This window comes from Burkholderia ubonensis, assembly GCF_001718695.1.
GTDB classification, from domain to species: Bacteria; Pseudomonadota; Gammaproteobacteria; order Burkholderiales; family Burkholderiaceae; genus Burkholderia; species Burkholderia ubonensis_B.
The window spans coordinates 1374030-1389944 of the sequence record NZ_CP013420.1; the positions used below are offsets into that span (position 1 = coordinate 1374030).

Sequence of the window (15915 nt, forward strand, 5' to 3'; positions counted from 1 at the left end):
CGTGTCGACACCCGTGAATCCTCCTGCTTCCCGCGAACGCGAATCGTCGCCCGACGAAATCACCGCGCTCGCGCGCGGCCTGGCCGTGCTGCGGGGCATCGCCGCCGCCGACGCGCCGGTCAGCAACCGCGAGCTGACCGAACTGACCGGCATCCCGAAACCGACCGTGTCGCGGATCACCGCGACGCTCGTCAGCGCCGGCTTCCTGTTCCAGCTGCCCGACAGCGAACGGTTCGTGCTCACCGCGTCGGTGCTGGAGCTGAGCCACGGCTTCCTGCGCAACTTCGACATCCGCGCGCGCTCGCGGCCGTTCATGATCGAGCTGGCCGAGCGCACGTCGCTGTCCGTGCACCTCGCGGTGCGCGACCGGCTCGACATGGTCGCGATCGACGTGATCCGGCCGCGCTCGGCGGTGCTCGTCACGCGTCTCGAGATCGGCTCGCGGATGGACATCGCGCGCACCGCGGTCGGCCGCGCGTATCTCGCCGCGCTCGAGGACGACGAACGGCGCGGGCTGATCGACGCGCTGCGGGCCGCGGCGGGCGACGACTGGCCGCACGTGTTCGCGCGGCTCACCCCCGCGCTCGACGACGCGCAGCGCCAGGGCCACACGATCGCGATCGGCGAATGGCGCGAGGGCCTGAACGCGGTCGCCGCCGGGTTCGTCGGCCCGTCGGGCCAGTGCTATTCGGTCAATTGCGGCGGCGCGTCGCACCAGTGCCCGCCCGAGTGGCTCAACGAGCACGTGGTGCCGGCGCTGCACGAATGCATCGCGAAGATCACCCGCGAGATCGGCGGCGCGCCCGCCCGGCGCCGCGGCAATTGACGCAGGACGTGCATGACGGGCGCGCATCATGCGCGCGAGCGCCGTCCGCCGCCTTCTGTAACGAACGTAAACCGTTGAAAGATAGTCCGCTGGACTGTAACGGGGACGGGACGTAGCATCATGCCCATCGTCGCGCCGCCCTCGCGGTGCGCACCGCTCTTTTCCCGCGCAGGCCGGGGCCGGGCCGGCTCCCCCTGACGCCGCATGCACATGCGCTGCCCGCCTCGCGGCACGCCGTCTTTCAGACCGAACCGATGGACAACCAACAAAAGCCCACGCCCCCCGCGCACGACCCTGCGCCCGCCTCCTCCGCCGCGCGGCGCCCGCGCCGCAAGCTGATGCTCGGCGCGCTCGCGCTCGTCGCGGCCGGCGGCCTGCTGTGGTGGCATCCGTGGAGCGGCGACCCCGCCGGCAAGTCCGGCGCGGGCGCGAGCGCGGGCGGCGGCCGCCACGGCCGCGGCGGCCCGGCCGCGATGGCGAACGTGCCGCAGCCGGTGCAGGTCGCGGCCGCGACGCGTGGCGACATGCCGGTCGTGCTGTCCGCGCTCGGCACCGTGACGCCGCTCGCGAACGTGACCGTCAAGACGCAGCTGTCGGGCTACCTGCAGTCGGTCGCGTTCCAGGAAGGCCAGCTCGTGAAGAAGGGCGACGTGCTCGCGCAGATCGACCCGCGCCCGTACCAGAACGCGCTCGCGAACGCCGAAGGCACGCACGCGCGTGACGCGGCGCTGCTCGCGACCGCGCGCCTCGACCTGAAGCGCTACCAGACGCTGCTCGCGCAGGATTCGATCGCGTCGCAGCAGGTCGACACGCAGGCGTCGCTCGTCAAGCAGTACGAGGGCGCGGTGAAGACCGACCAGGCGGCGATCGATTCCGCGAAGCTGAACCTCGTCTACGCGCGCATCACCGCGCCGGTGTCGGGCCGCGTCGGCCTGCGCCAGGTCGACCCGGGCAACTACGTGACGCCGGGCGACACGAACGGCATCGTCGTGATCACGCAGATCCAGCCGATCAGCGTGATCTTCACGACGTCCGAGGACAACCTGCCGCAGATCCTCAAGCAGATGAACGCGGGCAGCAAGCTGTCGGTCACCGCGTACAACCGCAACAACACGGTGCCGCTCGAGGCCGGCTCGCTCGAGACGCTCGACAACCAGATCGACACGGCCACCGGCACGGTCAAGCTGCGCGCGACGTTCGCGAACCGGGACGGGCTGCTGTTCCCGAATCAGTTCGTCAACACGCGGCTGCTCGTCGACACGGTCCGCGACGCGACGATCGTGCCGACGTCGGCGGTGCTGACGGGCTCGATCGGCCAGTTCGTCTACGTCGTCAAGCCGGACAGCACGGTGACGGTGCGCAAGGTCAAGGTCGGCCCGGTCGACGGCGAGCGCACCAGCATCGTCGACGGCGTCGCGGTCGGCGAGCGGGTCGTCACCGACGGGTCCGACCGCCTGCGCGAAGGCTCGACGATCACGATCCCGGCCGACAAGCCGAAGGGCGCGTCGGGAACATCCGGCGCGCACGGCCCGGGCGCGGCCTCCGCCGCATCCGGCACGAAAGGCGGACACCGCGGCCAGCATCGCGGCGGCGCATCGCAAGCGCCGGCACGGTAACGCGCGGGTCGTCCGATGAATCCGTCCCGCATCTTCATTCTCCGGCCGGTCGGCACCGCCCTCCTGATGGCGGCCATCATGCTGGCCGGCCTCGTCGCGCTGCGCTTCCTGCCGCTCGCGGCGCTGCCCGAGGTCGACTACCCGACCATCCAGGTGCAGACCTTCTATCCCGGCGCGAGCCCGGAAGTGATGACGTCGTCGGTGACCGCGCCGCTCGAACGGCAGTTCGGGCAGATGCCGTCGCTGAACCAGATGTCGTCGCAGAGCTCGGCCGGCGCGTCGGTGATCACGCTGCAGTTCGCGCTCGACCTGCCGCTCGACGTCGCCGAACAGGAAGTGCAGGCCGCGATCAACGCGGCCGGCAACCTGCTGCCGTCCGACCTGCCCGCGCCGCCGATCTACGCGAAGGTCAACCCGGCCGACGCGCCGGTGCTGACGCTCGCGGTCACGTCGAAGACGCTGCCGCTCACGCAGGTGCAGGATCTCGCCGACACGCGGCTCGCGATGAAGATCTCGCAGGTCGCGGGCGTCGGCCTCGTCAGCCTGTCGGGCGGCAACCGCCCGGCCGTGCGGATCCAGGCGAACCCGACCGCGCTCGCGCAGTACGGGCTGAACCTCGACGACCTGCGCACGACGATCTCGAACCTGAACGTCAACACGCCGAAGGGCAACTTCGACGGCCCGACGCGCGCATACACGATCAACGCGAACGACCAGCTGACGAGCGCGGACCAGTACCAGGACGCCGTCGTCGCGTACAAGAACGGCCGGCCGGTGATGCTGACCGACGTCGCGAAGATCGTCGCCGGCTCGGAGAACACCAAGCTCGGCGCGTGGGTCGATGCGCAGCCCGCGATCATCCTGAACGTGCAGCGCCAGCCCGGCGCGAACGTGATCCAGACGGTCGACGCGATCAAGGCGCAACTGCCGAAGCTGCAGGAGTCGCTGCCCGCGGCGCTCGACGTGCGCATCGTCACCGACCGCACGACGATGATCCGCGCGGCGGTGCGCGACGTGCAGTTCGAGCTGATGCTCGCGGTCGCGCTGGTCGTGCTGGTGATGTACCTGTTCCTCGCGAACGTCTACGCGACGATCATCCCGAGCCTGTCGGTGCCGCTGTCGCTGATCGGCACGCTCGCGGTGATGTACCTGTCGGGCTTCTCGCTGAACAACCTGTCGCTGATGGCGCTGACGATCGCGACCGGCTTCGTCGTCGACGACGCGATCGTGATGATCGAGAACATCGCGCGCTACGTCGAGGACGGCGACTCGCCGCTCGAGGCCGCGCTGAAGGGCTCGAAGCAGATCGGCTTCACGATCATCTCGCTGACGGTATCGCTGATCGCCGTACTGATCCCGCTGCTGTTCATGGGCGACGTGGTCGGGCGGCTGTTCCACGAGTTCGCGATCACGCTCGCGGTGACGATCGTGATCTCGGCGATCGTGTCGCTCACGCTCGTGCCGATGATGTGCGCGAAGCTCCTGCGCCACTCGCCGCCGCCGGAGAGCCACCGCTTCGAGGCGCGCGTGCACCAGGCGATCGACCGGGTGATCGCACGCTACGCGGTCGCGCTCGAATGGGTGCTGAACCGCGAGCGCGCGACGCTCGTCGTCGCGGTGCTGACGCTCGTGCTGACGGGCCTGCTGTACGTGCTGATCCCGAAAGGCTTCTTCCCGCCGCAGGACACCGGCGTGATCCAGGCGATCACGCAGGCGCCGCAGTCGATCTCGTACGGCGCGATGGCCGAGCGCCAGCAGCAACTCGCCGCCGAGATCCTGAAGGATCCGAACGTCGAGAGCCTGACGTCGTTCATCGGCGTCGACGGCACCAACATCACGCTGAACAGCGGCCGGATGCTGATCAACCTGAAGGCGCGCGGCCAGCGCAAGGAGACGGCGGCGGAAATCATCCGCGACTTGCGGCAGCGCGTGTCGCACGTGCCGGGCATCTCGCTCTACATGCAGTCGGTGCAGGACCTGACGATCGACTCGACCGTCAGCCCGACGCAGTACCAGTTCATGCTGACGAGCCCGAACGCCGACGAGTTCGCGACCTGGGTGCCGAAGCTCGTGTCGCGCCTGAAGCAGGAGCCGTCGCTCGCCGACGTCGCGACCGACCTGCAGAACGGCGGCCAGTCGGTGTACATCGAGATCGACCGCGCGAGCGCCGCGCGCTTCGGCATCACGCCCGCGACCGTCGACAACGCGCTGTACGACGCATACGGCCAGCGCATCGTGTCGACGATCTTCACGCAGTCGAACCAGTACCGCGTGATCCTCGAGTCCGAGCCGCAGATGCAGCACTACACCGACTCGCTGAACAACCTGTACCTGCCGTCCGCGGGCGGCGGCCAGGTGCCGCTCGCATCGATCGCGACGTTCCGCGAGCGGCCGTCGCCGCTGCTCGTGTCGCACCTGTCGCAGTTCCCGTCGACGACGATCTCGTTCAACCTCGCGCCGGGCGCGTCGCTCGGCGAGGCGGTCAAGGCGATCGGCGCGGCCGAGCAGGACATCGGCCTGCCCGCGTCGTTCCAGACCCGCTACCAGGGCGCGGCGCTCGCGTTCCAGGCGTCGCTGTCGAACCAGCTGTTCCTGATCCTCGCGGCGATCGTCACGATGTACATCGTGCTCGGCGTGCTGTACGAGAGCTACATCCACCCGATCACGATCCTGTCGACGCTGCCGTCGGCCGGCGTCGGCGCGCTGCTCGCGCTGATGATGACCGGGCACGACCTCGACATCATCGGCATCATCGGCATCGTGCTCTTGATCGGCATCGTGAAGAAGAACGCGATCATGATGATCGACTTCGCGCTCGAGGCCGAACGCGCGGAAGGCAAGCCGCCGCGCGAGGCGATCTACCAGGCGTGCCTGCTGCGCTTCCGGCCGATCCTGATGACGACGCTCGCCGCGCTGCTCGGCGCGGTGCCGCTGATCGTCGGCGCCGGCGCCGGCTCCGAGCTGCGCCAGCCGCTCGGCATCGCGATCGCCGGCGGCCTGATCGTGTCGCAGGTGCTGACGCTGTTCACGACGCCCGTGATCTACCTCGGCTTCGATTCGCTCGCGCGCCGCGTGCGCGGCTGGTTCGAACGCCACGGCCCCGCCGCCGGCACGCGCACGGACGCGTAAGCGATGAACCTGTCCCGCCCCTTCATCACCCGCCCCATCGCGACGACGCTGCTCGCGCTCGGCGTCGCGCTCGCGGGCCTGTTCGCGTTCATCAAGCTGCCGGTGTCGCCGCTGCCGCAGGTCGACTTCCCGACGATTCTCGTGCAGGCGTCGCTGCCCGGCGCGAGCCCGGAGACCGTCGCGACCAGCGTGACGAGCCCGCTCGAGCGGCATCTCGGCTCGATCGCCGACGTGTCCGAGATGACGTCGACCAGCACGGTCGGCAACGCGCGGATCATCCTGCAGTTCGGGCTGAACCGCGACATCGACGGCGCCGCGCGCGACGTGCAGGCGGCGATCAACGCGGCGCGCGCCGACCTGCCGGCCGCGCTGAAGAGCAACCCGACCTACCGCAAGGTCAACCCGGCCGATTCGCCGATCATGGTCGTGTCGCTGACGTCGGAAACCTCGTCGCCGGCGAAGCTGTACGACGCGGCGTCGACCGTGCTGCAGCAGTCGCTGTCGCAGATCGACGGGATCGGCCAGGTGTCGGTGAGCGGCTCCGCGAACCCGGCGGTGCGCGTCGAGCTCGAACCGCAGGCGCTGTTCCACTACGGCATCGGCCTCGAGGACGTGCGCGCGGCGCTCGCGTCGGCGAACGCGAACAGCCCGAAGGGCGCGATCGAGTTCGGCCCGCAGCGCTACCAGCTCTATACGAACGACCAGGCCTCGCAGGCGTCGCAATACCGCGACCTCGTCGTCGCGTACCGCAACGGCTCGGCCGTGCGGCTCGCCGACCTGTCCGACGTCGTCGATTCGGTCGAGGACCTGCGCAACCTGGGCCTCGCGAACGGCAAGCGCGCGGTGCTCGTGATCCTGTACCGCTCGCCCGGCGCGAACATCATCGAGACGATCGACCGCGTGCGCGCGGCGCTGCCGCAGCTCACCGCGTCGCTGCCGGCCGACATCACGGTCACGCCCGTGCTCGACCGCTCGACCACGATCCGCGCGTCGCTGCGCGACACCGAGCACACGCTGCTGATCGCGGTCGGCCTCGTCGTGATGGTCGTGTTCCTGTTCCTGCGCAACTGGCGCGCGACGCTGATCCCGAGCGTCGCGGTGCCGATCTCGATCGTCGGCACGTTCGGCGCGATGTACCTGCTCGGCTTCTCGATCGACAACCTGTCGCTGATGGCGCTGATCGTCGCGACCGGCTTCGTCGTCGACGATGCGATCGTCGTGCTCGAGAACATCTCGCGCCACATCGAGAACGGCACGCCGCGGCTGCAGGCCGCGTTCGACGGCGCGCGCGAGGTCGGCTTCACGGTGCTGTCGATGAGCCTGTCGCTCGTCGCGGTGTTCCTGCCGATCCTGCTGATGGGCGGCATCGTCGGGCGGCTGTTCCGCGAGTTCGCGCTGACGCTGTCGCTCGCGATCGCGGTGTCGCTCGCGGTATCGCTCACCGTCACGCCGATGATGTGCGCGCGGCTGCTCCCCGACGCGCACGACAAGCGCGACGAAGGCCGCTTCGCGCGCTTCCTCGAGCGCGGCTTCACGCGCATGCAGCGCGGCTACGAGCGCTCGCTGTCGTGGGCGCTGCGCCATCCGCTGATGATCCTCGCGATCCTGTTCGCGACGATCGGCCTGAACGTCTACCTGTACATCGTCGTGCCGAAGGGTTTCTTCCCGCAGCAGGACACGGGGCTGATGATCGGCGGCATCCAGGCCGACCAGAGCACGTCGTTCCAGGCGATGAAGCTGAAGTTCTCGGAAATGATGCGGATCGTGCAGGGCAACCCGAACGTGAAGAGCGTCGCGGGCTTCACGGGCGGCTCGCAGACCAACTCGGGCTTCATGTTCGTCACGCTGAAGGACCGCACCGAGCGCAAGCTGTCGGCCGACCAGGTGATCCAGGAGCTGCGCCGGCCGCTCGCGGACGTCGCGGGCGCGCGCACCTTCCTGCAGGCCGCGCAGGACATCCGCGTGGGCGGCCGGCAGAGCAACGCGCAATACCAGTTCACGCTGCTCGGCGATTCGAGCGCCGAGCTGTACAAGTGGGGGCCGCTCCTGACCGAGGCGCTGCAGAAGCGCCGCGAGCTGACCGACGTGAACTCCGACCAGCAGCAGGGCGGCCTCGAGGCGATGGTGACGATCGACCGCGCGAGCGCCGCGCGGCTCGGCATCAAGCCCGCGCAGATCGACAACACGCTGTACGACGCGTTCGGCCAGCGCCAGGTCTCGACGATCTACAACCCGCTGAACCAGTACCACGTGGTGATGGAAGTCGCGCCGAAGTACTGGCAGAGCCCGCAGATGCTGAACCAGGTGTGGGTCAGCACGTCGGGCGGCAGCGCGAGCGGCGCGCAGACGACCAACTCGGCGGCGGGCACCTACGTCGCGACGAAGGCCGGCACGTCGAGCGCCGGCACCGGCGCGCCGAGCGCCGCCGCGATCGCGGCCGATTCCGCGCGCAACCAGGCGCTCAATTCGATCGCGGCGAGCGGCAAGTCGAGCGCGTCGTCGGGCGCGGCCGTGTCGACGTCGAAGTCGACGATGATCCCGCTGTCGGCGATCGCAACGTTCGGGCCGAGCACGACGCCGCTGTCGGTGAACCACCAGGGCCTGTTCGTCGCGACGACGATCTCGTTCAACCTGCCGCCCGGCGTGTCGCTGTCGCAGGCCACGCAGGTCATCTACGAGACGATGGCGGCGATCGGCATGCCGCCGACGATCCACGGCAGCTTCCAGGGCACCGCGCAGGCGTTCCAGCAATCGCTGAACGACCAGCCGATCCTGATCCTCGCCGCGCTGATGGCCGTCTACATCGTGCTCGGCGTGCTGTACGAGAGCTACATCCACCCGATCACGATCCTGTCGACGCTGCCGTCGGCCGGCGTCGGCGCGCTGCTCGGCCTGCTGCTGTTCCGGACCGAGTTCAGCATCATCGCGCTGATCGGCGTGATCCTGCTGATCGGCATCGTGAAGAAGAACGCGATCATGATGGTCGACTTCGCGATCGATGCGACGCGCAACGGCGGGATGTCGTCGTTCGACGCGATCCACGAGGCATGCCTGCTGCGCTTCCGGCCGATCATGATGACGACGATGGCCGCGCTGCTCGGCGCGGTGCCGCTCGCGTTCGGCAGCGGCGACGGCGCCGAGCTGCGCGCGCCGCTCGGGATCGCGATCGCCGGCGGCCTGATCATGTCGCAGATGCTGACGCTCTATACGACGCCGGTCGTCTACCTGTACATGGACCGGCTGCGCGTGTGGAGTGAGAAGCGGCGCGGACGGCGCGGCGATACGGGTGGGCCGGCGGTGGCTGGGGAGTGAGGGGTGTGGGTGGTTGGCTCAGGTGATCGCCGTAAGCCGTCCGCGAAAGGCGTCGTGATCGACGGGGCGATGCAGGTGGGCTGACCGTGGCCGGCGAATGAGCCGTGCAAGCGGTCGGCTCCGGTGATCGCCGCGGGCCATCCACGAAAGGCGTCGTGATCGACGTGGCGATGCAGGCGCGCTGACCGTGGCCGGCGAGTGAGCGGCGCAAGCGACCTGCGCAGACCATCGGCGTAGGTGGTCCGCGCGGGGCAACGGTGCGGGAAAACGGCGGCACCGGCACCGACGTTCCCCCGCCGAACTGCCGAACCGCCGCTATTCCCCGTTATTCGCTCGCAGCTGCCGTCTTGCGCGGACGGCGCGCGCGCGGCGCCGTCTTGCGGGCCGGCTTTTTCGGCTTCGCTTCGCTCGATGCTTCACCCGTCGCCTCGGCAGCCGCTTCGGCAACCGGTGCGGCCGCTGACGGTTCACGCGGCGTCGCGCCGCTCGCCGGCGCAACGGGCTCACCCGATGCCTGCGCTACGCGCCGGTCGTCGTCGTGCGCGGCGCGCGCGTGCTGGCGGTCGGCATGCCTGGTATCCGCATGCTCGGGGTTCGCGTGCTGGTCTCGGCCATGCCTGTCGCCGTCGTGCGTCGCGTCGTCGGGCTTCGCTTCGCCATGGCGGGCAGCGCCCTTCGCATCACCGCCCTTCTTCGTCCCGGCCTTCTTTGCCGCGCTCTTGCGTGTGCGCTTGCGACCTTCCTTCGCGTCGCCATGCGTATCCACCGCCTCCACCGCTTCGCCGGACGCCGTGCTTTCGGCCGCATCAGCCGCCTGCGCCGCGACGATCGCCGCTTCGTCGACGAACTCGACGGCGGCTGCATCGTCCGCATCCGCGTGCGTGCTCTCCGGCACCCCCGCATGAGCGCCGTGCCCGCGACGGCGCGGCTCGCGCGCGGGCTGTACAGCGTCGCGCCCGCCGTGACCATGGTGCCCGCCCGCCTCGCGCGTGGCCGCCGGCTCCGCCGCAACGGGATGCCGCGGCCGCGACACGAACGCGCCCGACTTGTCGTCGCGGCCGACTTCGAGCAGGCCGCGCGCCTGCGCTTCGTCGAGCAGGTTGCCGAACGCGCGGAAGCCGTAATACGACTCGTTGAAGTCCGGCTTGCGGCGCTTGATCGCGCTCTTCAGCACCGACGCCCAGATCTTGCCGACGTCGTCGCGCTCCGACGCGAGCGCGTCGAAGGTCTCGACCGCGAGCGCGATCGCCTCGGTCCGGCGCGCTTCGAGCTCCGGCTTGCGGGACGGCTCGTCGGGCCGCTTCGCGCCGCCGTTGCCGGCGCGCTGCTGTTCGCGCTTCGCGAGCGCGCGCTGCTGCTCGCGCACGAGATCGTCGTAGAAGATGAATTCGTCGCAGTTCGCGACCAGCAGGTCCGACGTCGATTGCTTCACGCCGACCCCGATCACCTTCTTCGCGTTCTCGCGCAGCTTCGACACGAGCGGCGAGAAGTCCGAGTCGCCGCTGATGATCACGAAGGTGTCGACGTGCGACTTCGTGTAGCAGAGGTCGAGCGCGTCGACGACGAGCCGGATGTCGGCCGAGTTCTTGCCGGACTGGCGCACGTGCGGAATCTCGATCAGCTCGAAGCTCGCCTCGTGCATGGACGCCTTGAAGCCCTTGTAGCGATCCCAGTCGCAATAGGCCTTCTTGACGACGATGCTGCCCTTCAGCAGCAGCCGTTCGAGCACCGGCTTGATGTCGAACTTCTCGTACTTCGCGTCGCGCACGCCGAGCGCGACGTTCTCGAAGTCGCAGAACACCGCCATGCTGACGTTATCCAGGGGTAATGCCATGTGTACTCCAACCGGTTGGCCGACGCGTCGTCGCGTTGCGGCAAAAAATGCATGGCGCACATGATAGCCGGTTCGCGAGTCGCTACCGCAGTCGCCGCCATATGCTCGCCGCTCGTCGCCGCCGGTATGCCCCCATTTCCCCGCCCGCTGCCGGGCCAATTCGACATACACTTGAGTATCGGTCGTCCGTCCCCATCTGGACGGGCGACGCATCGAGCAAGGAGCGGTTTCATGACGACGAAGGTACTGCTGATTGGCGCGACCGGCCGCACCGGCCAGGCCTGCGCGGATCTGCTGCTCAAGCAGCCGGAATTCGAGGTCACGGCGCTCGTGCGCCGGCACGGCTACACGCTGCCGGGCGCGAAGGTGATCGAGGCCGACCTGGCGGGCGACTTCTCGCACGCGTTCCAGGGCGTCACGCACGCGATCTACGCGGCCGGGTCGGCCGAGTCGGACGGCGCGGCCGAGGAGGAGCAGATCGATCGCGACGCGGTCGCCCGCGCGGCCGACTATGCGCTGGCCTGCAACGTGCAGAAGCTGGTCGTGATCAGTTCGCTGACGGCCTACTGGCCCGAGCGCAGCCCCGACGCGCTGCGCCACTATTCACAGATGAAACGCGAAGGCGACGACTACGTGATCGCGTCGGGCGTCGACTACGTGATCCTGCGCCCCGGCCCGCTCGCGGACGAGCCCGGCGTCGGCAAGATCGCGCTGACCGAGGAGCGCCTCGACCCGGCGCCGCCCGTGTCGCGCCAGGACGTCGCGTGGGCCGCGATCGAGGCGATCAAGCTCGGCATCTCGCGCAAGACCATCGGCTTCGTCGGCGGCGGCGTGCCGATCGAGCAGGCGCTGCGCGCGTAAAGCGCGCCGTGGCCGTGACCGGGTGCGGGCGGGCGCGCAGCCCGTCGCACCGGCGCCATGCGTCGTGGCCGGGTTTCGCATTGCATCGCGCGTTTCGCGCCGCCCGGACACGCGATTTCCTTCAACAGGCGCTCGCGCTCGCGTGCGGCCGCGACGTCGATTACCGCCGGCCCGCCGCGCCGCCGCACACCTTCGGCGCGATGCCTACTGCTTCGGATGAGCGTCGGCCCACGCCTTGACGGCGCCGAGCGTATTCTCGACGTGCTTGTCCGGCGACAGGCTCGTGTACTCGTACAGGATCTTCCCTTCCGGAGAAATCACGTAGGACACGCGGTTCGCGCGGTCGAGCGCGGGCAGCTTCGCATCGTACGCGCGGATGATCCGCGCGTCGGGGTCGGCGGCGACCGGGAACTTGCTGCGGCATTCGCTGACCGAGAACTTCGTCAGCGTGTCGATCTTGTCGGCGGAGACGCCGATCACGGTCGCGCCGTACGCGGCGTAGTGGTCGACCGCATCCGCGAACGCATGCGCCTCGATCGTGCAGCCCTTCGTGAACGCGGCCGGGTAGAAGTACAGCACGACCGGCCCCTTCTTCAGCGCGTCGGCGAGCGAGTACGTGTAAGTCTTGCCGCCCAGCGACGCCTGCGTCGTGAAATCCGGCGCGGCATCGCCGGCTTTCAATTGCGCCTGCGCGTTCAGCGCATGCCCCGCCACCAGCGCCGCCGCGGCGCACATCATCGTCAGTTTTCGCTTCATCTGCGTCCTCATTTCTTATAAAGTCAGCCTCGATGCAGGCCATGCCGGCGTTCGCCTGCCGAACACCGGAGGTACGACCCGGCGCGGCACGTAGTCTCAGCCCCGGCCGGACGGTTAAAGATTTCGCGCAGGCTGCCGTTATTCCTTCCGGACAACCGGTTCCAGCCCTTCACGTCAGCGAGAAACATGGAAGCCAACAGGAAACAGACGCCACGCAAGGGCTCCTGGCGCAGCGCCCTGCATACGCTGCGCCGCTTCGCCTGGTCGGGCGGCGCGCTGATGCCCGCGCGCGCCGGCGCGCCGCGTCGCGACGACACCGTGCGCAACTGGCTGGAGCAGACGGTCGGCCCGGTGGATTTCCTCGCCCATGTCGATCGCGAGCTGCGCTTTCTGTACGTCTCCGATGCGAGCCTGCGCTTCATCGGCTATCACCGCGACTACCTGCACACGTTGACGCTGCGCGACCTGATCGCCGAACAGGATACCGCGGCGCTCGAAGACCTGCTCGCGCGCGCCGCGCGTTCCGGCCAGGTCGAGAAGGCGACGATGTGCATCGTCAAGTCGCTGACCTACCCGCTCGACGTCGAGGTGCGCGCGGTGAAGAGCCGCCACCACGGCGTCGACGGCTTCGCGGTCGCCGCGTTCGACGTGTCGTCGTGGCGCGCGCTCGAGGCGCGCCTCACCTACGAGATGCATCACGACCCGATGACGGGGCTCGACAACCTGTCGGCGCTGGTGCCCGCGCTGATGCGCGCGCAAAAGCTCGCCGAAGAGTCCGGCACCTGCGCGGCGCTCGTGCTGCTCGACCTCGACGACTACCAGCGGATCAACCGCGCGCTCGGCTACGACGCCGGCGACGCGCTGCTGCGCGAAACCGCGCAGCGGCTGCAGGCGCTCGTGACGCCGGATGAGCAGCTCGCACGGGTCGCGAGCGACAAGTTCGCGGTGGTGTTCACCGCCGCCGATCGCGCGCGGGCGGGCGACATCGCGGGCGCGCTCGGCCGCCGGCTGCAGGCCGCGGTGCGGCAGCCTTACGTGTACAACGGGCAGCCCGTGCACCTGTCCGCGAGCATCGGCATCGCGCTCTATCCGGACGAGCGCGCGGCGACGCACCGCGCGCAGCACCACAGCCCGCTGCTGCGCCGCGCCGACCATGCGCTCGAGCAGGCCAAGGCGTCGGGCGGCAACGCGCTCGCGTTCCACACGCCGCTCGACGATCGGTCCGACGCCGAGCGCCTGAAGCTCGAGGCCGACCTCTACGACGGCGTGCGCAACGGCGAATTCTCGCTGCACTTCCAGCCGATCACGCGCAGCCAGTCGGGCGCGGTGGTCGGCGTCGAGGCGCTGATCCGCTGGCGCCATCCGGTGCACGGGCTCGTGCCGCCGGCGACCTTCATTCCGCTCGCGGAATCGATCGGCCTCATCAACTACCTCGGCAACTGGGTGCTGAAGGCCGCGTGCATGCAGCTCGTCGCGTGGGACCGCCAGGAGCTCCCGCTGCAATACGTCGCCGTCAACGTGTCGCCGCAGCAGTTCCGTGATCCGCGCTTCACGCAGAGCGTGCGCGACGCGATCTCGCTGACCGGCATCGATCCGCGCCGGATCGTGCTCGAGATCACCGAGAGCCTGCTGATGCACGATCCGGTGCGCGCGAAAGGGCTGCTCGAGGAGCTCACCGAACTCGGCATCCGCTTCGCGATCGACGATTTCGGCACCGGCTATTCGAGCCTCGCCTACCTGCAGCGCTTCCCGCTCGCGAAGCTGAAGATCGACCGCAGCTTCGTCGAGAACCTGTTGACGTCGCGCAACGATCGCGCGATCGTGTCGGCCGTCGTCGGCCTCGCGCAGACGCTCGATCTCGAACTCGTCGCCGAAGGCGTCGAGACCGAGGCGCAGCGCGAACTGCTGACCGAGATGGGCTGCAACCATATCCAGGGCTGGCTCGTCTGCCAGGCGCTGCCGTCCGAGGAACTGGCGCAGCGCTTCGAGGCGCAGCAGCTCCGCCTGCACGAGGAGGCGGCCTGACGCGCCGCCCACGCGAACCGAACAGATCCGTATGTCAATCACCGAACACCTGCCCCGGACAACGCCGCTCGACAAGCTGTGGGACCGGATGAACGAACGGGGCGACTTCCCGCTGCTGTCGGAATCGCTGCGCGCGACGATGGCCGCGATGAAGAACGACGATCTCGACTTCACCGCGCTCGTGCGCGTCGTGCTGTCCGACTTCGCCCTGACGCAGAAAGTGCTGCGGCTCGCCAACTCCGCGATGTACATGGCGTTCGGCGGCAACATCACGACCGTGACCCGCGCGCTGATGGTGCTCGGCATGGACGCGGTCGGCCACCTCGTCGTCGGCCTGAAGCTCGTCGATCACTTCCACCAGAGCACGTCGCGCCGCATCGACGCGAAGCTCGAACTGAACCGCGCGCTGCTGTCGGGCTGCGTCGCCCGCAAGCTGACCGAGCATGTGGACCTGCGCGCCGGCGAGGAAGCGGTCGTCTGCACGCTGATGCGCCAGGTCGGCAAGCTGCTGGTCGTCTGCTACCTCGACAGCGAATGGGACCGGATCCGCCGGCGCGCCGCCGAGCTGCACGGCGACGAGGCCGCGGCCTGCGTCGACGTGCTCGGCGTCGGCTTCGACGAGATCGGCCTCGAGGCGGCGGCCCGCTGGCGGCTGCCCGACGTGATCCGCGCCGGGATGGCCAATGGCGACGACGACGTCGAGCCCGACGAGATGGACGACGACGCCGACGACCTCGACGACGAGCGCCGGTTCGCGCCGGACACGCGCGCCGACGAAGGCGAGGAGCGCGTGCGCTGGCTGCGCGCGGTGAGCCGCTGCTCGACCGACGTCGCGAGTGCGCTGGCGATGCCGGCAAGCCCGCAGCGCGACGCGCGCATCGCGTCGCTCGCGCAGCACTACGGCGCGGTGCTCGACACGGGTCCGGACGCGCTCGTCGAGATCGCCGACCGGCTGGTGCGCGAAGAGGCGAGCGATACCGTGATGCGCGAGATCGTCGAGCTGCGCGCGAACGCGGATGCGATCGCGCGTGCGCAGGGCGAGCCCGAGGCCTGCCTCGAGGCGGGTCTCCTGGACTTGCGCGCGCTGCCGTCCGAACACGTGCTGACGCCGGTGCTCGCGCTCGCGTCGGAAAGCCTGCTCGCGGGGCTCGCGTTCACCCGCACGGTGATGTTTGTGCGGCACGACGACGGCACGTTCGCCGCGCGCCTCGGCTTCGGCGCCGGCGTCGACGCGGCGCTCGACAAGCTGCGCTTCGACGAGCGCTTCGAGCCGGACGTGTTCCACCTCGCGATCACCAATTCCGTCGGCATCTTCATCGAGCAGGCGCGCGAGCCGAAGATGATGAAGCGCTTGCCGGCGTGGTATCTGGATGCGTTCGACGACGCGCACGCGTTCGTGCTGCTGCCGGTGCGCGTCGGCGCGGGTTCGGTCGCGCTGCTGTATGGCGACTGGGCGGGCGCGCAGCCGGCGCGGAAGATCACGCAGCAGGAAATGGCCGTGCTGAACGAGATGGCGCGGGAGCTGGGGCGGTTCTTCAAGCATTGAGCGGCCCGGC

Annotated in this window: 9 protein-coding genes; 7 read left to right on the forward strand and 2 right to left on the reverse strand. The window is 69.4% G+C overall.

Annotated features, from left to right (window positions below):
- Window position 1: 1 nt before the first annotated feature.
- The 4 genes from WJ35_RS06165 (at window position 2) to WJ35_RS06180 (ending at window position 8883) form a co-directional block, all read left to right on the forward strand.
- Window positions 2-826 carry an IclR family transcriptional regulator gene (locus WJ35_RS06165; RefSeq protein WP_060234511.1) on the forward strand — a complete coding sequence of 275 codons (825 nt, stop codon included), beginning with the start codon at window positions 2-4 and terminating at the stop codon, window positions 824-826.
- Between the two features lie 254 nt (window positions 827-1080).
- A complete protein-coding gene (locus WJ35_RS06170; protein ID WP_060234512.1) occupies window positions 1081-2442 on the forward strand; it encodes an MdtA/MuxA family multidrug efflux RND transporter periplasmic adaptor subunit in 1362 nt (453 codons plus the stop codon).
- A 15-nt stretch (window positions 2443-2457) separates the two neighbouring features.
- Window positions 2458-5571 carry an MdtB/MuxB family multidrug efflux RND transporter permease subunit gene (locus WJ35_RS06175; protein ID WP_060234513.1) on the forward strand — a complete coding sequence of 1038 codons (3114 nt, stop codon included), beginning with the start codon at window positions 2458-2460 and terminating at the stop codon, window positions 5569-5571.
- Between the two features lie 3 nt (window positions 5572-5574).
- Entirely contained in the window at window positions 5575-8883 is a 3309-nt protein-coding gene (locus WJ35_RS06180; protein WP_069238922.1) for an efflux RND transporter permease subunit, read from the forward strand.
- Between the two features lie 325 nt (window positions 8884-9208).
- Here WJ35_RS06180 and WJ35_RS06185 read toward each other — a convergent pair whose 3' ends face one another.
- The gene (locus WJ35_RS06185) at window positions 9209-10717 is read right to left on the reverse strand and encodes an NYN domain-containing protein (protein ID WP_069238923.1); all 1509 of its coding nucleotides are present in this window, start codon (window positions 10715-10717) and stop codon (window positions 9209-9211) included.
- 231 nt (window positions 10718-10948) lie between these two features.
- Here WJ35_RS06185 and WJ35_RS06190 point away from each other — a divergent pair, with 231 nt between their 5' ends.
- Window positions 10949-11578, forward strand: a complete 630-nt coding sequence (locus WJ35_RS06190) for an SDR family oxidoreductase (protein ID WP_059960610.1) — start codon at window positions 10949-10951, stop codon at window positions 11576-11578.
- A 204-nt stretch (window positions 11579-11782) separates the two neighbouring features.
- Here the strand turns inward: WJ35_RS06190 and WJ35_RS06195 are convergent, their stop codons facing one another.
- A complete protein-coding gene (locus WJ35_RS06195; RefSeq protein WP_069238924.1) occupies window positions 11783-12334 on the reverse strand; it encodes a peroxiredoxin in 552 nt (183 codons plus the stop codon).
- Window positions 12335-12613: 279 nt separating this feature from the next.
- Between WJ35_RS06195 and cdpA the strand changes: the two genes are divergently transcribed.
- A complete protein-coding gene (gene cdpA, locus WJ35_RS06200; RefSeq protein ID WP_196222093.1) occupies window positions 12614-14359 on the forward strand; it encodes a cyclic di-GMP phosphodiesterase CdpA in 1746 nt (581 codons plus the stop codon).
- 31 nt (window positions 14360-14390) lie between these two features.
- Window positions 14391-15905, forward strand: coding sequence for an HDOD domain-containing protein (locus WJ35_RS06205; RefSeq protein WP_069238926.1), 1515 nt, complete (start codon window positions 14391-14393; stop codon window positions 15903-15905).
- Window positions 15906-15915 lie beyond the last annotated feature (10 nt).